The sequence below is a fragment of the Ornithinimicrobium sp. F0845 genome (genome assembly GCF_023015765.1).
In the GTDB taxonomy this organism is placed as follows: Bacteria; Actinomycetota; Actinomycetes; order Actinomycetales; family Dermatophilaceae; genus Ornithinicoccus.
In genome coordinates this window covers 1-19,187 of sequence record NZ_JALKAL010000022.1, presented here as the reverse complement: position 1 = coordinate 19,187, position 19,187 = coordinate 1, and the positions used below count along the sequence as shown (strand labels likewise).

Here is a 19,187-nt window from a genome sequence, read left to right as displayed (position 1 = left end):
GGGTGGTGCGGGACGGACTCCTCACCACGGCCGGTGCGGTGGGCACCGCGCTGGTGTGGCACCGGCTGCGTGCGGCCCGCGACCGACCGTGGGCGGCACGGTGGGAACGCACCAACCATGCCGGGCACCCGGTGACGCTCCTCGAGGGTGTCGCGCTCGTGGCCGGCACGGCCGGCACGGCTCTCGCGACGGGCGCTGCCTGGCCGGGGGGATCGCTACCGTATGCCGTGGCCTCGCTGGGCGCCGGGTCCCTCGGGGCGCTGGACGACCTCCGGCAGGACACCGACCGCAAGGGCCTGGCGGGGCACCTCCGTGCCCTCGCGCACGGCCGGGTCACCACCGGTGCGCTCAAGGTCGTCGGACTGGTCGCGACCGGCCTGGTCGTCACAGCGCTGGACGATGCTCGCGGCCGCACCCGCCTCGCAGCACTGTCGGCGGACCACCGTGGCCGCACCCGGACCGCCGCGCAGCCTGCGGACCACCGCGGCCTGCGGCCTGCCACGGTCTGGGGCACCCTCGCCGGGGCGGCGGTCGTCGCCGGCTCGGCCAACCTGGCCAACCTGTTCGACCTGCGGCCCGGGAGGGCGCTGAAGGTCGGCGTCCTCGCGGCCGTGCCCCTCGTGGTGACCGGTCCGGGGTCCCCGGCCGCGGCGGTCACCCTCGGCTCGGCCCTGGCGCTCCTGCCCGACGACCTGGCGGGGTCGAGCATGCTGGGGGACACCGGCGCCAACCCCCTCGGGGCGGTCTTGGGGCTGGCCCTCGTCCAGCGCCAGGGACCCGTGGCACGGACGGCGACCCTGGCGGTCGTCACCGGCCTGACGCTGGCCTCGGAGAGGGTCAGCTTCACGAAGGTCATCGAGTCCACACCGGTCCTGCGCGAGCTGGACGCCCTGGGCCGGGAACCGCGGTGAGCACGAGCAGGCTGCCGTGAGCACGCCGGGCCCGCAGACGGCCGGAGGTGGTGCCGCTCGGCCGAGCACGCGACTGGCCGTCGGGAGCATCGCCGGGGCGGCCGGGCTGATCGCGGTGGTCACGCTGGTCGGTCGGGCGGTGGGCCTGGGGCGCTGGCTGGCCTTCAGCCACGGCGTCGGCGCCACGTGTGTCGGCGAGATCTACGCGACGGCCAACCAGGTCCCCAACGCGCTCTACGAGATCGCCGCCGGCGGTGCACTGGCGGCTGTCGTCGTGCCGCTGGTCTCCGGCCACCTGCACCGTGGCCGGGAGGACCTCGCCGACAGGACCGCCTCCGCCCTGCTCACCTGGTGCCTCGTCGTCCTGCTGCCCCTGTCGCTCCTGGTCGCGCTGCTGGCCCGCCCGATCGCCCGGGCACTGCTCGGCGCGGACCAGACCTGCGGCGCCGCAGCGATCGACACCGGCGCCACGATGCTCATGGTGTTCGCCCCGCAGGTGGTGCTCTACGGCATCGGGATCGTCCTGTCGGGCGTGCTCCAGGCGCACCGCCGATTCCTCGCCGCCGCCGTCGCCCCGCTGCTGTCCAGCCTCGTCGTGATCGGCGTCTACCTGGCCTACGGCGCCTGGGTCGCTCCGGACGCCGGACTGGGCGGCACACCCCGGAACGCGATCCTCCTGCTGGCGTGGGGCACGACCGCCGGCGTGCTGGCCCTGAGCCTGCCCCTGCTCGTCCCGACCTGGCGGGCCGGCGTCCGGCTGCGCCCGGCCTGGCGCTTCCCCGAGGGGTCTGCGCGGCGCGTCGGCACGCTGGCCGTGGCCGGGCTGGTCGCCGTCGCGGCCCAGCAGGTCTGCGTGCTGGTCACCGTGTGGCTCGCCAACTCCGCGCAGGGGGTCGGCACGCTCAACGTCTACACCTACGCCCAGACCGCCTACCTGCTGCCGTATGCCGTGCTGGCCGTCCCGCTCGCCACCGCGGCCTTCCCGCGCCTCACCTCGCGGGAGGCAGCCCCGGTCCTGCGCCGGACCCTGCTGGCCGTGGCCGTGGCGGGGGTGGTCGGGGCTGTCGCCCTGATCACGGTGCGGCGGGAGGTGGGCAGCCTGTTCCGCGCGATCGACGCCGGAGGGGGTGGTGCGGGGGAGGCGGCATTGCTGGCGCTGCCCTCGGCCCTGGCGTGGTACGCCCCCGGCCTGCTCGGGTTTGCGATCACCGCACTGTTGTCCCGCGCCCTCTTCGCGCGGGGCTCGGCCCTGGGCGCCGGAGCGGTCGTGGCGCTGGGCTGGTTCGTGGCTGCGGCGCTGCCCGTGATCCGTCTGGCGGGGACCGGGCCCACGCCGTCCACGACCCTGGTGACCCTCGGGCAGGCGAGCTCGATCGGGATGTCCCTGACCGGCATACTCCTCGTGGTGCTGGTCCGTCGGTCCTGGGGAAGTGCTGTGACACAGGGCGTCTGGCGACCCGCCGCGATCGCCCTCGGCGGTGCACTGGTGGCCCTCGCGTTCCGCGAGCTCGCGGGCGGGCTCGATGTCACGCACTGGGGTGCGGCACTGGCGGGTGGGCTGCTCGGTGGCGCGGCAGTCCTGGTGGCCGCCCTGGCCGCCCTCCGCCTCGGGACGCCCGCGGCGTTCGCGGACCTGGTGGGAGGGATCAGGCGTCGTGGGGTTAGATGACGGGGTGAGCAGGATCCTGATGGTGACCGGGGTGGTCGCCGGGGGTGTCGGTCGGCACGTCGAGCAGCTGACCCGCAGTCTGGCCGAGCTGGGGCACTCCCTCGTGGTGGCCGCCCCGGCGGTCGTCGCAGCCCGGTTCTGCCTCGCCGAGGCGGGCGCCGAGGTGGTGCCGATCGAGGTCGGCTCGCGACCGCTGCCGCACCGGGACCGGCACACGGTCGCCACGCTGCGCGAGATCATGCCCGATGTCGACGTCGTGCACGCGCACGGGGTCCGCGCCGGTGCGCTGTCGGTGCTCGCCCGCGACGACGGGAGCACCCCGCTGGTGGTCACCACGCACAACAACGCCCCCGAGGGACGCCTGGCGGCCGTCGTGCACTGGAACCTGGACCGCGTCGTCTGCCGGGGCGCGGACCTGGTGCTCGGCGTCTCCCAGGACCTCATCGAGACCGCCCGCGACCGCGGGGCCAGGGATGTCGCCCCGGCCATCGTGCCCGCGGTGCGCGCCGAGGCCACCCGCGACCAAGATGCGGTGCGCAGGGATCTGGGGCTGGTCGGGGACACCCTGCTGGTCGTGGCGGTGGGCCGGCTGGCGCCGCAGAAGGGCTTCGACCGGCTTCTGGACGCCCTGGACGCCGCGGGCACCACGGCCCAGGACGCGCAGGTCGTGATCGCGGGGGAGGGTCCGCAGGCGCAGGCCCTGCAGCGCCGCATCGACCGCTCCGGTCTGCCCGTCCGGCTGCTCGGCCACCGGACCGACGTGCCGGACCTCCTCGCGGCCGCGGACGTCGCCGTCTCGGCGGCCCGGTGGGAGGGCCAGCCGGTCTGGCTGCAGGAGGCGCTGAGCGTCGGGGCGCCGGTCGTGGCCACGGACGTCGGCGGCACCGGGGAGGTCCTGGACGGAGCCGGTCTGCTCGTGCCGGGCGACGATCTGGAGGCGCTCGGAGCGGCGCTGACCGCGGTGCTGGCTGACGACATACTGCGTGCCGATCTGCGCGAACGCGCCCTGGCCCGGGCCGCGGACCTGCCCACCCCCGAGGACGCCGCGCAGGCCGCGCTGGCCGCGTATCGGCGTGCCTCGTCGGGCGCCGCGTCGCGTGACGTAGACTGACAGCCCGTGGCGGACCAGACGAAACACATCTTCGTGACCGGAGGAGTCGCCTCCTCACTCGGCAAGGGCCTGACCGCCTCCAGCCTCGGACTTCTTCTCCGGGCGCGCGGGCTGCGCGTGACGATGCAGAAACTCGACCCCTACATCAACGTGGACCCGGGGACGATGAACCCGTTCCAGCACGGGGAGGTGTTCGTCACCGAGGACGGGGCCGAGACGGACCTCGACATCGGGCACTACGAGCGCTTCCTCGACGTCAACCTGCGGGGGCGCGGCAACGTCACGACCGGGCAGGTCTACCACGACGTGATCGCCAAGGAGCGCCGCGGGGAGTATCTCGGGGACACCGTCCAGGTGATCCCGCACATCACCAACGAGATCAAGTCGCGGATGCGTGCCGACGCCACGGAGCTGCCGCCGGAGGAGACGCCCGACGTCATCATCACCGAGATCGGCGGCACCGTCGGTGACATCGAGTCGCTGCCGTTCCTGGAGGCCGCGCGGCAGGTCCGGCACGACCTGGGGCGGGCCAACTGCTTCTTCGTGCACGTGTCGCTGGTGCCCTACCTCGCGCCAAGCGGTGAGCTGAAGACCAAGCCGACCCAGCACTCGGTCGCGCAGCTGCGTCAGGTGGGCATCAGCCCGGACGCGCTGGTGCTGCGGGCGGACCGGGACATCCCGATGTCGATCAAGCGCAAGATCTCGATGATGTCCGACGTGGAGGTCGACGGCGTCGCGGCCTGCGTGGACGCCCCCTCGATCTACGACATCCCCAAGGTGCTGCACGGGGAGGGCCTGGACGCCTACGTCGTGCGGACCCTCGGGCTGCCGTTCCGGGACGTGGACTGGACCGACTGGGACGCGCTGCTGCAGCGGGTGCACGAGCCCGAGCACGAGGTGGAGGTCGCCCTCGTCGGCAAGTATGTCGACCTCCCGGACGCCTACCTGTCCGTCACCGAGGCGCTGCGCGCCGGAGGGTTCGCCAACGACGCCAGGGTCTCGATCCGCTGGGTCGCCTCGGACGAGTGCCGCACCGAGGCCGGCGCTACCAAGTCGCTCAGCGGGGTCGACGCGATCCTGGTCCCCGGGGGCTTCGGGGTCCGCGGGATCGAGGGCAAGATCGGCGCCCTCCGCTGGGCGCGGGAGCGCCAGGTGCCGACGCTGGGCATCTGCCTGGGTCTGCAGGCCATGGTCATCGAGTACGCCCGCAACGCCGCGCACATCGAGGGCGCCAGCTCCACCGAGTTCGACCCCGCGACGCCGGCGCCCGTCATCGCGACCATGGAGGAGCAGCGGTCCTTCGTCGAGGGCGCCGGTGACCTGGGCGGCACGATGCGGCTGGGCTCCTACCCGGCGGTGCTGACCGAGGGGTCGGTGATCGCGGGTGCGTACGGCACGACGCAGGTCGAGGAGCGCCATCGGCACCGCTACGAGGTCGGCAACGCCTACCGCGAGCAGCTGACCGAGGCCGGCCTGGTCATCTCGGGCACCTCGCCCGACGGTCAGCTCGTGGAGTTCGTCGAGCTGCCCGCGGACGTGCACCCCTACTACGTCTCCACGCAGGCGCACCCGGAGTTCAAGTCGCGACCGCACCGGGCGCACCCGCTCTTCGCCGGCCTGGTCGCGGCCGCCCTCGCCGTGCAGCGCAGTCAGAGGCTGGTCGAGGTCGAGCGCACCCACGCCGGCTGATGTCGCTGGCGGCGCCGCGGCTGCACGCGGACGACCTGGTGGACGAGGTCGCACCCCGACCGGTCGCTCACTCCGAGCTGGCCCTTAAGGGGCGGGTCTGGGACGTGCGCCGCGACACCGTCGACCTCGGCGAGGCGGGCACCGTCGTCCGGGAGTATGTCGACCACCCTGGTGCCGTCGCCACCCTCGCCCTGCGCGAGGACCGGGGAACGCCTGAGGTGCTGCTCATCAAGCAGTACCGGCACCCGGTCGGCACCTTCGAGTGGGAGCTGCCCGCCGGCCTGCTCGATGCTGACTCCGAGGGTCAGGCACCGCACGAGGCCGCCGCACGTGAGCTCTACGAGGAGGCTGACCTGCGGGCCGGGCGCTGGGACCTGCTGGCCGACTACGTCTCCTCACCCGGCGGGCTCAGCGAGGCACTGCGTGTCTACCTCGCGCGCGACCTGATCGACGTGCCCGCCCACGAGGCGTTCGAGCGGGAGCACGAGGAGCTCGGTATGCCGTCCGGCTGGGTCGATCTCGACGTCGCGGTGGACGCCGTGCTGGCCGGGCGGATCCGCAACGCGACGGTGGCCGTCGGGCTCCTCAGCGCACACGTGGCGCGGTCCCGCGACTGGGCATCACTGCGCGCGGCCGACGAGCCGTGGCCCGCGCATCCGCGGCTGCGCCAGGCGTAGCCGAAGAGGGGGCACGACCGGGAGCCACCGGTCCTGGCGACCACGCGACCGAAGCCCCCGGTCCTGGCCACTACATCCGGCCACTACATTGAGAGTGTGAGCACCTCCAAGACGCAGCCGACCGACGCGGACGTCGGAGCCTTCCTCGACGCGGCCCAGCCCGCCCGGCGCGTGAGCGAGGGACACCGGGTGGCCGAGCTCATGCGCGAGGTCACGGGGGAGGAGCCCGTGATGTGGGGCCCGTCGATGGTGGGCTACGGCTCCTACCGCTACGTCTCGCCCAGTGACCCGCGGCGACAGGGGGACTGGCCCAAGGTCGCCTTCTCGCCCCGCCGGGCCGCTCTGACGTTCTACGGGCTGAAGGACCAGCCCGAGGGCGCCGAGCTCCTGCCGCAGCTCGGGGACTACACCGAGGGCGCCGGCTGCGTCTACGTCAAGCGCCTGGACCAGATCGACGAGGACGTGCTGCGGCGTCTGATCGCGGTGGCCGCCTCGCGCGGCGACGACCCGCTGCCCACCTAACTTCGGGCTCTCCTGACACTCCTGTGGGTGTCCTGAGCGTGCCGCGTGGGAGGGCGCACGCCGTTCCCTGCGTAGGTTTCTGGACTGTCAAGGAACAGAAACTGGTGGTCAGGAGAACGGTGGGCGTGATGTCAGCCTATGGCGGGGTCTGCTCGGGGTCGAGAAGGCGGTGCTCGAGCGGGTCGAGTTCGATGAGGACGCCCAGGTGTTGGTCGCGCACGTGCGACCGGCCGCGCGGCAGCGCGGGCGGTGCGGGGTGTGTCGGCGGCGCAGCCCGGGGTATGACGCCGGGCCGGGCCGGCGGCGCTGGCGGACGCTGGACCTGGGCACGATCCGTGCCGAGCTGGAGGCTGCCACGCCGCGGGTGCGATGCCGCGAGCACGGGGTAGTGGTCGCCTCGGTACCGTGGGCACGCCACGACGCGGGCCATACCCGAGCGTTCGATGACCAGGTGGCGTGGCTGGCGACCCAGGCCTCGAAGTCCACCGTCACTGAGCTGATGCGGATCGCCTGGCGCACCGTCGGGTCGGTCATCGCCCGGGTCTCGGACGACATCGACGCCCAGCACGACCGGTTCGAGGGGTTGCGACGCATCGGGATCGACGAGATCAGTTACAAGAGGGGCCACAAGTACCTCATGGTCGTGGTCGACCATGACGCCCGCCGTTTGGTGTGGGCCGCGCCGGGACGTAGCAGCGCTACCGTGGGCGAGTTCTTCGACCTCCTCGGCGAGGAGCGCTGCCGGTTGATGACCCACGTCTCCGCCGACGGAGCGGACTTCATCGACACGATCGTCGCCCAGCGGTGCCCGGACGCGGTGCGGGTGGCCGATCCGTTTCACATTGTCAGATGGGCCACCGACGCCCTCGATACAGTCCACCTCCGCGTGGAACGAGGCCCGCAAAGAGGCCCGCAAGGAGCCGCGGCGCGGCACCGGGCGACCCCGTGCCGACGCCCCACCCCGGCCGGCCAGCGAGCTGGCCAAGGGTTGAAGGGCGCCCGCTACTCCCTGTGGAAGAACCCGGAGAACCTCACCGAGAACCACAGGTCAAGCTCGCCTGGATCGCCGCCACAGACCCCAGGCTGCACCGCGCCTACCTGCTCAAAGAAGGTCTGCGGGTGGTGGTCCAGCTGCCCCGCGAGGAGGCCGTCGAGGTGCTGGAGCGGTGGATCAGCTGGGCGCGCCGCTGCCGGATCCCGGCCTTCGTGAAACTGCAACGCAGCATCGTCAAGCACCGCTCCCGGATCCTCGCCGCGATCGAGCACAACCTGTCCAACGGCCTCGTCGAGTCCACGAACACGAAGGTCCGGCTGCTCACCAGACTGGCGTTCGGATTCCACTCCGCCGAAGCCCTGATCGCACTGGCCATGCTCAACCTCGGCGGCTACCGACCCACGCTTCCAGGCCGCAAATGACCCACAGATCAGTCAGGAGAGCCTAATTTCGTAGTGGTTTCGCACGCCCTCCACGTATTTTCGTAGTCATTTCGTGCACCCGCCTGCATCGCCACCGTCGTCTCGCCCACTCGGTCGCACGGGTGGTGCGTCTCAGCCGCGGGTGTGACCCGCGGGGTGTGACTACTCGTCCTTCACTAGGTCGGCGAGCCGGTCGAGCTCGGCGGCTGCGTCCGCGTTGGTGGCCTCACCTGACCAGTCGGTCACCCAGTGGGTCGAGACCGCCTCGGGTGTGCCGTCGTGCTGCACGACGTAGACGAAGTCGGTGATCGGGTCGGTGCCGTCCAGGGACTCGGTGGTGAGCCGGCAGGCCCCGGAGAGCCCGGGCACTCGACGTCCAGTCGACGACCCGCACCCGCCGGGCGGCGAAGGCCGAGCCGTCCGCCCAGATGCTCATGACACCGAAGGTGCCCTCGTCAGGTGCTCCCCACGCCAAGTTGTCCGGGTCGCAGTCGAACAGTCCCGTCGACTCGAACTCGCCCATCCTGGCGTCGGTGGCCGCGCCGGCGGTGAACGTCTCGGACGCCCACAAAGTCGGTGACACGAACGGCGAGAGGTCGGGACCACCGCCATGGTGGCCGTAGGGCGATTCAGCGCGCACGTGGCGCGGTCCTGCGACTGGACGGCCCTGTGTCCGGCCGACGAGTCGTGGCCTGCGCACGCCCTCACCCGAGATGGCTACATCACCGGAGAACTGTTGACACAAGTGCCATCCTCGCGTACTACTTATGCGTGCGCCGAGTCCTGCACGTTCCGATCACGGCCACCCTTAGATGCATCAACTCCCGTGGTCAGGGCCTTGTTCACTGCGGGGGTGCCGACTGGACTTGAGGTTATGACAGATACTCTCCCTGAGGGCGTCAAAGTGAGCCTAGTGCCCTTCGGTGTCGGTTCTGTGACTCTAGAGGACACAAAGCTGCGCGGAGGCGCTTTGCTGAACGGAAATGGTTGTCTCACTTCCTACACGCTCCGTAGTGCCAGCGGGAACACTATTCGAATGGGAACCGCGGCGCATTGTGTGACCCTTGGTGGCCCTGCAAACTACGCGCTGCACAATGGTGATGGTTCGACGTCGGTCAATCTCAACGTCCTCTCTTCGGGTGGCTCTACGACAGATATCGCCATGTTATCGCACGCTGGTTGGTCGCCACTTTCTACCTTCTACGCCACATGGAATGACAAGAGGACTGCGACCGCTCGTGCGGGGATCCCTGAGGTTGGAGATCCTGTCTGTCATTTCCGTAGAGTTGGGACAGATCGATGTAGCACAGTAAAGAGGATGCGACTTGCCAATGGATACTACACCGCTATCATATGGCATAATGTCAGCGGAGGCGGGGACAGTGGCGGACCCTGGTATTACAGCCAAACTGCCGTAGGTGCTCATACAGGTACGATCTTGGAGGATGGAGTGCACCGCTCCTTCTTTACGCCGGTTCATAATTATGTTCAGAGTTTCGGGTACTATGTCCGAATCGGGTGATCGAATTGCATCCGGGGTGTCGATGTTTGGGGTCGTCTGTCTATTGCCCGTGTGGGTGAGTGCAGTGGTCGGTTGTTCGGATGGGTCATCGCCGCCGTTGCCTACTGGTGATGAGTCCTCGCACAGCGATTTTGTAGTTAGCGGAACTGCTCCACGAACGGAAAGTGCCGACGACGTCACGCGCGACATTCCAATCGACTTCTTTGATGCGCCACTGGTGGAGATTCAAGACCCAGGTGGACTGGTTGTCGTCGTTCGTGCCGAAGAACCGTTGACCTGGCCGGAAGCTATGGTTTCAGGGACTCTGGAACTCTCGGGCACACGGTGCCTGAATCTGGTGACCAACGACGGCGAACGTGTTGGTGTGGTGTGGCCCGTGGACACCGTCGTGAATGGGGCAACGGTGGTGTTGACGGACGGCACTGTCCTAGAGGCGGGGGCCCGTATCACGGCTGTGGGCGGTGTGCTCCCAGATGGCGTTGAGGGGAAGCTTGGCGGGACGCCCACGTGTGTGGCGGCCACCTACGTGGTCATGGCGGACATCGCCGTCGTGGCAGGCGGCCAGAGGTGACCAGCAGCCAAACCACTGCACATCTGGCCCGCCCACGCGGTGCGGGCAGTTGACTCGCTTGGCCTACTGGTCGACCACCAGGTCGGCGAGCCGGTCGAACTCGGCGACCGCCTCGGCGTTGGTGGCCTCACCTGACCAGTCGGTGACCCGGATGGTCGAGACGGCCTCCGGCGTGCCCTCGTGCTGGACGACGTAGACGAAGTCGGTCAGAGGATCCGATCCGTCGACGAACTCCGTGGTGAGCCGGTAGGCCCCGGAGAGCTCGAGCGGCTCGACGTCCAGCACGATGTTGTCCGCCTCTGCCGGTGCCTCGCAGCTCGCGAGTGCGCTGGTGAGCTCGTCGACGTAGCCAGTGGCCGCATCGGGCGAGTCGAGGACCCGCACCCGCTGGGCGGCGAACGCGCTCCCGTCGGACCAGATGCCCAGGACCCCGAAGACGCCCTCCTCCTGCGAGCCCCAGTAGACGTTGTCCGGGTCGCACTCGAACATCGCGGTGGTCTCGAACTCGCCCATCCCGGCCTCGGTGGCCGCTGCGGCGGTGAAGATCTCGGACGCCCAGAGCGCCGGCGGCACGAACAGCCCCAGGTCGGGCCCGCCCCCCTCGGCCAGCACGACATCCTCCGGGCTGACCGGGTCGGCCACCGTCCCCGAGTCGTCGGTCGCGTCGGTGGTGCCGTCGTCCGTGTCGTCAGAGGGCTCGATTGCCCCGTCCGTGGTGCTGGTGCCTCCCGCGGGCGCCGTGCTGGGCGACTGGTCGATCGCCTGGTATCCGAACCAGGAGAGGCCCAGCAGCGTTGCGGCCCCCGCCGCGATGCCCACGACGGCCCGCTGTCGCTTGCGACCGGCGCGTCGCATCACGAAGCGCACATCCGGGAGACCGGCGACGTCGACGTCGTGGCGCAGCTCGCCGAGCGACGTGCGCAGGCGGTCGTCCCGCTCCTGGGTCCAGTCCTGGAACTCCTGCTCCTCACGCATGGTCGTTCTCCTTGATCTCGAGGGCCTCGGCGAGCTGGCGCCTGCCCCGGTGCAGGTGGGACTTGATGGTGCCGACAGCTGCCCCGGTCTCCCGGGCGATCTGGTCGATCGACAGGTCGGCGATGTAGTGCAGCGCCACCGACTCACGGATCGGATCGCTGAGTGTCTGGAGTGCGTCGAGGACGGCAACCCGGTCGACACCGGGGCCTTCCACACGCGACGGTGCGCCGTGCCGGACGTAGGCCCGGTCCTGGGCGCCCTGCTTGCGCCACGCGGAGATCGCCAGGCGCCGGGCGACGGTGCGCACCCAGGCCAGCGGCTCGTCATACGTGCTGATCGTCGACCACCGCTGCCAGGCTCGCGCGAACGCCTCCTGCGTGCTGTCCTGGGCGATCGTCATGTCGCCGGTCGTGGCGTAGACCAGGTGGACCACCCTGGGGGCCGCCGCGCGGTAGAACTCCTCGAAGTCGCGCTCCGCCTGGTTCCGGCTCATCGGTCCCTCCTGTCCCTCATTGTCGCCCCTCCTCGTCGTCCGTCGCGTTGTGGCCGCGCTCGGTGTGCTCGTTGGTGTGTCGTATGACGGGTGGCCGGGTCGTCCGGGCACCTCACCACTCCACACGCCGGGCGTTGCAGGAAGGTTGCACGGACTCGGGGCAGGATCGCAGGTCGGCGGCGCTTCGCAATCGTGGTGCACCGGTCTCCTCCCGGGCCGTAGAATAGGGCCGTGCGCGGGGCGGAGTGACGCCCCGCCGAGACTCACGGTCCGGGGCGAACCCGCGGCCGGACCTCACCCGCGCACCGCGCGTCCGGCGGACCGGCACGGCATGCGGCCGGTCGACGACGAGAGGCCGAGGTCCCCTCGGCAAAGGTGTGGTGGCACCGCGATCTGGCCCCCGCCCGCACCTTCTGGGCCGCCCTCCGGGAGGGCGACCCGTCCCTCCCGGAACTGACCCGAGAGGAGACCTCATGCTTCGCACCCACGAGGCCGGCACGCTGCGACCCGAGCACGTCGGCACCACCGTCACCCTCACCGGCTGGGTGGCCCGTCGCCGCGACCACGGAGGCGTGGCCTTCATCGACCTCCGCGACGCCAGCGGCATCGTCCAGGTCGTCGCGCGCGACGAGGTGCTCACCGGCACCGCGCACGACCTGCGCAGCGAGTACTGCATCAAGGTCGTCGGTGACGTCGCCGCCCGCGAGGACAAGGACGTCAACCCCGACCTGCCCACCGGTGCCGTCGACGTCGTCGCCACCGAGATCGAGGTGCTGTCCGCCGCCGAGGCGCTGCCGTTCCAGATCGACGAGCGCGTCACGGTGGGGGAGGAGGCGCGGCTGCGCCACCGCTACCTGGACCTGCGCCGCCCCGGGGCCAACTCGGCCGGGCAGAACCTGCGCCTGCGCAGCAAGGTCAACGCCGCCGCCCGCACGGTGCTCAACGACCTGGACTTCGTCGAGATCGAGACGCCGACGCTGACCCGTTCGACCCCGGAGGGCGCCCGCGACTTCCTGGTGCCCGCCCGCCTGCAGCCCGGCAGCTGGTATGCCCTGCCCCAGTCACCGCAGCTGTTCAAGCAGCTGCTCATGGTGGCCGGCATGGAGCGCTACTACCAGATCGCCCGCTGCTACCGCGACGAGGACTTCCGCGCCGACCGGCAGCCGGAGTTCACCCAGCTCGACATCGAGATGAGCTTCGTCGAGCAGGACGACATCATCGAGCTCGGCGAGGCGATCGCCAAGGCCGTGTGGCAGACCATCGGCGTGGACCTGCCGACGCCGTTCCCGCGGATGACCTACGCCGAGGCGATGAGGCGTTACGGCAGCGACAAGCCCGACCTGCGCTTCGAGCTCGAGCTGGTCGAGTGCACCGACTTCTTCTCCGAGACGCCGTTCCGAGTGTTCCAGGCGGAGTATGTCGGCGCGGTCGTCATGCCTGGTGGTGCCGGTCAGCCGCGGCGCCAGTTCGACGCCTGGCAGGAGTGGGCCAAGCAGCGCGGGGCCAAGGGGTTGGCCTATGTCACGGTGTCCGAGGACGGCACCCTGGGCGGGCCGGTCGCCAAGAACCTGTCCGACGGCGAGCGCGAGGGGCTGGCCGCCCACGTCGGTGCGAAGCCGGGTGACTGCGTCTTCTTCGCCGCCGGTGCGACCAAGGCGTCTCGGGCCCTGCTGGGCGCGGCGCGTCTGGAGATCGCGCGGCGCACCGACCTGATCGACGAGTCGGCCTGGTCGCTGCTGTGGGTGGTCGACGCCCCGCTGTTCGAGCCGGCCAGCGACGCCGTCGCCTCCGGTGACGTCGCCGTGGGTGCCGGCGCGTGGACGGCGGTGCACCACGCGTTCACCTCACCGCAGGAGCAGTTCCTGGAGAGCCTGGAGTCCGACCCGGGCTCCGTCCTGGCCTACGCCTATGACCTGGTCTGCAACGGCAACGAGATCGGCGGTGGCTCCATCCGTATCCACCGCCGTGACATCCAGGAGCGGGTCTTCGGCATCATGGGGCTGTCCGAGGAGGAGGCGCAGGAGAAGTTCGGCTTCCTGCTCGAGGCCTTCAAGTTCGGCGCGCCGCCCCACGGCGGGATCGCCTTCGGGTGGGACCGCATCGTGGCACTGCTGGCGGGCACCGAGTCGATCCGCGACGTCATCGCCTTCCCGAAGTCCGGCGGTGGGTTCGACCCGCTGACCGAGGCACCGGCGCCGATCACGGCCCAGCAGCGCAAGGAGGCCGGCGTCGACGCCAAGCCCGAGCCGTCAGCGCCGGCTCCTCAGGGCGCCGACGAGGTCAACCCGCGCCAGAGCTGACCCATTTTTGGGGAGGTTTTGCACGGGGGCAGCACATTCTTGGGGAGGTTTCGTCCGCGGTGGGGGCGTGCAGAACCTCCCCAAGAACGTGCGTAAGGCGTGCAGAACCTCCCCAAAAATTGGGGGGTAGGCTGCGCTAGTGAGCGATGTCGTGGTGGTCGGGTCCGGCCCCAACGGCCTGGCAGCCGCGGTCGTGCTGGCTCGAGCCGGACTCGAGGCGACCGTCCTGGAGGGACAGGCCACGCCCGGCGGGGGAGTGCGCACCCTGCCGCTGAGCACCGAGGCGGTGCCTGAGTCGCTCGGTCTGCTGCGGGACGTCTGCGCCGCCGTGCCCGCCGCGGCACCGACGTCACCGTTCTTCGCCGAGTTCGACCTCGCAGCACGCGGGGTGGAACTGATCACTCCGGAGGTCTCCTACGCCCAACCACTGGACGGCGGTCGGGCCGGGGTTGCCTACCGTGACCTCGAGCGCACGGTCGACCGTCTCTGGACCGACGGCCCGAGGTGGCGGCGCCTGCTGGGGCCGCTGACGACATACTCCTCGGAGGTCGCCGTCATCGCCCTGTCCGACAAGCGATCTCTCCCCACTGGGCATCCCGTGCGTCTTGCCCGCGCGGCCACCGCCTTCGGTGCGAGCACGGGCCTGCTCGCCGGTGGGTGGGGCGACGGCTACTGGCGCACCGAGGAGGCGCGCGCCCTGATCGGCGGCGTCGCCGCGCACACCATCTCGAGGCTGCCGTCGCTGGCTGCCGCCGGCACGGCCAGCTATCTCGGCGCGCTGGCGCACACGCCGCAGGGGTGGCCGCTGGTCCGTGGCGGGATCGGGGCGCTCACCCGCGCCCTGGTGGCCGACCTCGAGGCGCACGGCGGTCGAGTCATCACCGATCACCCGGTCCGGTCACCGAAGGACCTGCCTCCCGCCCGGGTCCACATGCTCGACATGCACGCCAGGGTGGCGGCTGGCCTCCTCGCGGAGCCGTACCGGTCTCGGCTGACCTCGCTGCCGCTCGGAGGCGGTGTCTGCAAGGTCGACTTCGTGCTGAGCGGTGCGGTGCCGTGGGCCGATCCGGAGGTCGGACGCGCGGGCACGGTGCACGTGGGCGGAAGCGTGGCGCAGATGCGCCGGGCGGAGTCCGAGGTGGCGGCCGGACGGCATGCTGATGCACCGGTGGTGCTGGTGAGCGACCCCGCCCAGCACGATGCGACGCGTCTCGGCCGGGACGGACTGCGCCCCGTCTGGTCCTATGCGCACGTCCCGACCGGGTCGACGCTGGACGTCCGGGCCGCGGTGGAGCAGCAGATCGAGAGGTTCGCACCAGGCTTCCGTGACCTCGTCGTCGACGCCCTCGTCACGCCGGCTGCGCGGATGGCAGATCACAACGCGGCCTATCCGGGCGGCGACATCGCCGGGGGGATGGTCAGCATGTGGCGGATGGTCGCCCGCCCGAGGCTGGCTCGGGATCCGTATGCCGTGGCGCCCGGAGTGTATCTCTGCTCACAGTCGACGCCTCCCGGCCCGGGAGTGCACGGGATGGCCGGGCTGCACGCGGCCCGCCGTGTCTTGCGCACCGAGTTCGGGATGCGGCAGATACCGTCGCTCGACCCATAGCTACTACGTGGAATCTGCGGTCGGTGCGCCGACTGAGTGCTCCTATGGTGTCGGTTCTTCGGAAGGGGGCGTTTTGACATTGTGGCTTCAAGTGTCTGTACTGAGTCTGTCCGGGCACTCGCCCGGGACGTCACAGCACTGCCATCGCAAGGCTGCACGTCACCGCAACATTGGAGACTCCATGACCGCGCTTGTCGCCCGCACCACTCCGGCTCGTCCCGAGGGACGCCGTGAGATGTGCCGCGACATGTCCTTCGTCATGATGTGTCGCCGCTGAGACCCACCGGCTGAGACCCCACCGGCTGAGACACACACGCTGGAGACGCACCCGCTGAGGGCGCGACCGCTCCGCCAGGACATCTGACCGGACACCCGCACCAGGACAACGTCCTACTCACCCGGCCCGGGCGTCCTCACCCGGCCCGAGCGTCGGGCGCCGTCCGCGCAGGACCTGCGTCACGGCATACCACCCCCACCTTCCGCGGCACCGCCGCCGCGAGCACGCGGCGCTGTCGCCGTTCCGCTTTGGGCGAAGCCCGCCCACCATCCGAGAGGAATACACCCATGTCCGAGAACACCACCCCGCACGCCGCGCCGGCCCTGCCTGAGAAGCCGCAGCGCAGCAGGACTCCCCTTATCGCCGGCGGCCTCGTCCTCGTCGCCGCCCTGGCTGCGGGCGGCTGGGCGCTCACCCGCGGCGGCGACGACGCCGGCGTCATCCGGATCGGCACGACCGAGGCCTCGCAGCCGCAGTGGCAGATCCTCAAGGAGAAGGCCGCGGAGGAGGGGATCGAGGTCGAGATCGTGAACTTCAGCGAGTACACGCTGCCCAACCCTGCCCTGGCAGAGGAGGAGATCGACCTCAACTCCTTCCAGCACATTCTCTACCTGGCCGACCACAACGTGCACACCGGCGACGACCTGCGCCCGATCGGCTCGACGATGATCGTGCCGCTGCCGCTGTACTCCGAGAAGTACGACTCCGTGGACCAGTTCGTGGACGGCGACCAGGTTGCCATCCCCAATGACGCCACCAACCAGGCCAGGGCGCTGTTCGTGCTCGAGGGTGCCGGACTGATCACCTTCACGGGTGACCCGTCGTCCCCGACCCCCGACGACATCGACGAGGACGCGTCGACCGTGGTCGTCCGTCCGGTCGAGGCCAGCCAGACCGCAGGACTGATCCACGACGCGGACGTCGCCGGGGTGATCACCAACAACAACTTCGCGACCGATGCCGGGTTCGACCTGGACGGCTACCTCTACGCCGACGACCCCGAGTCGCCCGGTGCCCAGCCCTACATCAACATCTTCGCCGCCCGTCCGGGCGACGTGGACAACGAGACCTACCTGAAGATCGTGGAGCTCTATCACGACCAGGAAGTGCTCGACGCGGTCATCGAGTCCTCGGGTGGCACGGCCGTGATCGTGGATGGCTATGACCCGGCTCGGCTGCAGGAGGTCCTCGAGGAGACCGAGGCCAACCTGCAGGCCGGTAGCTGAGCAAGCCCTGCGGACCGCGACCCCGCGCATCAGGACGGCAACCCGCGCGTCAGGACCGCAAACCCCGCGCATCATGAAAGGAGGGATGGCACGTTGTATTCGCCGAGCAGTTTGACTGCGTCCAGCACGCCCAGTGGTGTGACGCCACCGATCATCGAGTTCCGTGACGTCTCCAAGGTCTTCACCAGTCGTAGCGGCACCACCGTCGCCGTCGACCACGTCGACCTGAGCATCGAGGAGGGCGAGATCTTCGCCGTCATCGGTTACTCCGGCGCCGGCAAGAGCACCCTGGTCCGGTTGATCAACGGGCTGGAGCGGGTGACCTCCGGTGAGCTGATCGTCGACGGGCAGGACGTCGCGCGGCTCTCCGAGTCGCAGATGGAGCGGAAGCGCCGGGGGATCGGCATGATCTTCCAGCAGTTCAACCTGTTCCGGTCCCGGACGGTGGCGGGCAACGTGGCGTTCCCGCTGAAGGTCGCCGGTTGGTCCAAGGAGAGGCGGGACGCCCGGGTTGCAGAACTGCTCGACTTCGTCGGGCTCCTGGACCGGGCGCACTCCTATCCGGACCAGCTCTCCGGCGGCCAGAAGCAGCGTGTCGGGATCGCCCGGGCTCTGGCGGCCGGGCCGAAGGTGCTGTTGGCCGATGAGTCGACCAGTGCCCTTGACCCGGAGACCACGCAGGACGTGCTGCGCCTGCTCAAGAAGGTCAACACCGAGCTTGGCGTGACCGTCGTGGTCATCACCCACGAGCTGGAGATCGTGCGGGCCATCGCCGACCGGGTCGCCATCCTGGAGAACGGGAGGGTTGCCGAGTGCGGCACGGTCTTCGACACGTTCACCAACCCAAGGTCGGAGGTCGGGCGCAAGTTCGTCTCCACAGTCATCCACGACCAGCCGCGCGGTGACGACCTGGCCCGGATCCGCCAGGCCCATCCGGGCCGGATCGTGACGGCGACGATCCACGACGGGTCCCGGCTCGGCGCCGTCCTGGCCGGTGCGGGGGCGGCGGGTGTCAGCTTCGAGATCGTCTACGGCGGCATCGGCACGCTCCAGGCCCGGTCCTTCGGGTCGCTCACGCTGGAGCTGACCGGGCCGGACACCGCCGTCGACCAGGTGGTCCGCCAGTTGCGTGGCGTGACCGAGGTCGAGGAGGTGGCCTGATGGACGAGGGGTTCGAGTGGGGCACCCACGGAGCTCACCTCATCGAGGCCACGGGGCAGACGCTCTACATGGTCTCCGCGACGCTGGTGATCGGTGGACTGCTGGGACTGGCCCTCGGTCTCGGGCTGTACACCACTCGCAAGGGCGGGCTGCTCCAGAACCGCTGGGTCTTCGCGATCCTGAACCTGCTGGTCAACATCTTCCGGCCGATCCCGTTTCTGATCCTGCTGTTCGCGGTCGCTCCGCTGACCGTGGGCATCGTCGGGACCCGACTCGGGAGCACGGCGATGATCGTCCCGATGTCGGTCGCCGCCACCTTTGGGGTCTCCCGGATCGTGGAGCAGAATCTCGTGGCCATCGACCCCGGGGTCATCGAGGCCGCTCGCGCAACCGGAGCCACGCGCTGGCGCATCATCACCACGCTGCTGGTGCCCGAGGCACTCGGTCCCCTGATCCTGGGTTACACCTTCGTCTGCATCGCGGTCGTGGACATGTCGGCGCTGGCCGGGACGCTGGACGGCGGAGGCCTTGGCGCGTTCGCGCTGGACTATGGCTACAAGCGCTGGAACTTCGGGGTTGTCTGGGTGACGGTGATCGTCATCATCATCCTGGTCCAGCTTGCCCAGGCGCTGGGCAACCGGCTGTCACGCAAGGCTATGCATCACAACTGAGCGGGCAACAGGTTGTCCCGCAAGGCCATGCACCACAACTGAGCGGGCACGGACCCCGGGACACGAGGACCCCGGCCGCTCGGCCGGGGTCCTCGTGCGTGGGTCCCTCGTGCGGACCGCTACCCGTACCTCTGATCCGGTGACGGGCTCGCCGGACGCCGTGTAGGGGGAGCCTGTGGTTAGAAGGGTGGTGGGGCGTCGGGGTCGTTGGTCCAGGGGGTGGTCGGTGTGGTGTTGTTGGGCCTGGTCTGGTCTGGGTCGGTGTTGTTGCTCCGGCGACGACCGGTGTTCTGGCTCTGGCGACGGGTGTTCTGGCTGCTGCGAGGGTCTGTGTCATCGCCGCTGCGGCGTGTGGTGTTGCTGGTGTGGTGGTGGCGTTGTTTCTCG

At 70.2% G+C, this 19,187-nt stretch carries 16 protein-coding genes and 1 pseudogene; 13 read left to right on the top strand and 4 right to left on the bottom strand.

The genetic code is table 11. The features are described 5' to 3' along the window. Positions 1-5: 5 nt before the first annotated feature. The 7 genes and pseudogenes from MWU75_RS19255 to MWU75_RS19225 all read left to right on the top strand — a co-directional run bounded on the left by MWU75_RS19255 (position 6) and on the right by MWU75_RS19225 (position 7,995). Positions 6-911: a hypothetical protein gene (locus tag MWU75_RS19255; RefSeq protein ID WP_247094018.1), complete on the top strand. Its 906-nt coding sequence runs from the start codon at positions 6-8 to the stop codon at positions 909-911. Positions 912-927: 16 nt separating this feature from the next. Beyond that, positions 928-2,580, top strand: coding sequence for a lipid II flippase MurJ (locus MWU75_RS19250; RefSeq protein WP_247094016.1), 1,653 nt, complete (start codon positions 928-930; stop codon positions 2,578-2,580). 4 nt (positions 2,581-2,584) lie between these two features. Further along, positions 2,585-3,691 carry a glycosyltransferase family 4 protein gene (locus MWU75_RS19245; protein WP_247094014.1) on the top strand — a complete coding sequence of 369 codons (1,107 nt, stop codon included), beginning with the start codon at positions 2,585-2,587 and terminating at the stop codon, positions 3,689-3,691. Between the two features lie 6 nt (positions 3,692-3,697). Beyond that, positions 3,698-5,380 (top strand): CTP synthase, encoded by a 1,683-nt coding sequence (locus MWU75_RS19240; protein ID WP_247094012.1) that lies wholly within the window; start codon positions 3,698-3,700, stop codon positions 5,378-5,380. Then, positions 5,380-6,057 (top strand): NUDIX hydrolase, encoded by a 678-nt coding sequence (locus MWU75_RS19235; protein WP_247094010.1) that lies wholly within the window; start codon positions 5,380-5,382, stop codon positions 6,055-6,057. The genes MWU75_RS19240 and MWU75_RS19235 overlap by 1 nt, the downstream gene beginning before the upstream one ends. A gap of 96 nt (positions 6,058-6,153) precedes the next feature. After that, on the top strand, positions 6,154-6,579 hold the full coding sequence (locus MWU75_RS19230; protein ID WP_247094008.1) for a DUF1801 domain-containing protein: 426 nt from the start codon (positions 6,154-6,156) through the stop codon (positions 6,577-6,579). A gap of 79 nt (positions 6,580-6,658) precedes the next feature. Next, positions 6,659-7,995, top strand: a pseudogene (locus tag MWU75_RS19225) (ISL3 family transposase). Between the two features lie 162 nt (positions 7,996-8,157). Here MWU75_RS19225 and MWU75_RS19220 read toward each other — a convergent pair. Next, positions 8,158-8,364, bottom strand: a complete 207-nt coding sequence (locus tag MWU75_RS19220; RefSeq protein ID WP_247094006.1) for a hypothetical protein — start codon at positions 8,362-8,364, stop codon at positions 8,158-8,160. 1,370 nt (positions 8,365-9,734) lie between these two features. On the opposite strand from MWU75_RS19220, the gene MWU75_RS19215 reads away from it, so the two are divergent. Next, positions 9,735-10,088, top strand: a complete 354-nt coding sequence (locus MWU75_RS19215; RefSeq protein ID WP_247094004.1) for a hypothetical protein — start codon at positions 9,735-9,737, stop codon at positions 10,086-10,088. Positions 10,089-10,151: 63 nt separating this feature from the next. Here MWU75_RS19215 and MWU75_RS19210 read toward each other — a convergent pair whose 3' ends face one another. Both MWU75_RS19210 and MWU75_RS19205 read right to left on the bottom strand, forming a co-directional pair. Further along, positions 10,152-11,063 carry a hypothetical protein gene (locus tag MWU75_RS19210; RefSeq protein WP_247094002.1) on the bottom strand — a complete coding sequence of 304 codons (912 nt, stop codon included), beginning with the start codon at positions 11,061-11,063 and terminating at the stop codon, positions 10,152-10,154. Next, positions 11,056-11,556 carry a SigE family RNA polymerase sigma factor gene (locus MWU75_RS19205; RefSeq protein ID WP_247094000.1) on the bottom strand — a complete coding sequence of 167 codons (501 nt, stop codon included), beginning with the start codon at positions 11,554-11,556 and terminating at the stop codon, positions 11,056-11,058. The genes MWU75_RS19210 and MWU75_RS19205 overlap by 8 nt, the downstream gene beginning before the upstream one ends. A gap of 473 nt (positions 11,557-12,029) precedes the next feature. On the opposite strand from MWU75_RS19205, the gene aspS reads away from it, so the two are divergent. The 5 genes from aspS to MWU75_RS19180 all read left to right on the top strand — a co-directional run bounded on the left by aspS (position 12,030) and on the right by MWU75_RS19180 (position 18,800). Further along, on the top strand, positions 12,030-13,856 hold the full coding sequence (aspS, locus tag MWU75_RS19200; RefSeq protein WP_247093998.1) for an aspartate--tRNA ligase: 1,827 nt from the start codon (positions 12,030-12,032) through the stop codon (positions 13,854-13,856). 139 nt (positions 13,857-13,995) lie between these two features. Beyond that, the gene (locus MWU75_RS19195; RefSeq protein ID WP_247093996.1) at positions 13,996-15,465 is read left to right on the top strand and encodes an NAD(P)/FAD-dependent oxidoreductase; all 1,470 of its coding nucleotides are present in this window, start codon (positions 13,996-13,998) and stop codon (positions 15,463-15,465) included. 564 nt (positions 15,466-16,029) lie between these two features. After that, a complete protein-coding gene (locus MWU75_RS19190; protein ID WP_247093994.1) occupies positions 16,030-16,968 on the top strand; it encodes a MetQ/NlpA family ABC transporter substrate-binding protein in 939 nt (312 codons plus the stop codon). Between the two features lie 138 nt (positions 16,969-17,106). Next, positions 17,107-18,129, top strand: a complete 1,023-nt coding sequence (locus tag MWU75_RS19185) for a methionine ABC transporter ATP-binding protein (RefSeq protein ID WP_247093992.1) — start codon at positions 17,107-17,109, stop codon at positions 18,127-18,129. Then, on the top strand, positions 18,129-18,800 hold the full coding sequence (locus MWU75_RS19180; protein WP_247093989.1) for a methionine ABC transporter permease: 672 nt from the start codon (positions 18,129-18,131) through the stop codon (positions 18,798-18,800). Before MWU75_RS19185 ends, MWU75_RS19180 begins: the two co-directional genes overlap by 1 nt. Before the next feature lie 179 nt (positions 18,801-18,979). On the opposite strand, the gene MWU75_RS19175 is transcribed toward MWU75_RS19180, so the two are convergent. Then, positions 18,980-19,187 (bottom strand): hypothetical protein (locus MWU75_RS19175; protein WP_247093988.1); only part of this gene is annotated, 208 nt, incomplete at its 5' end.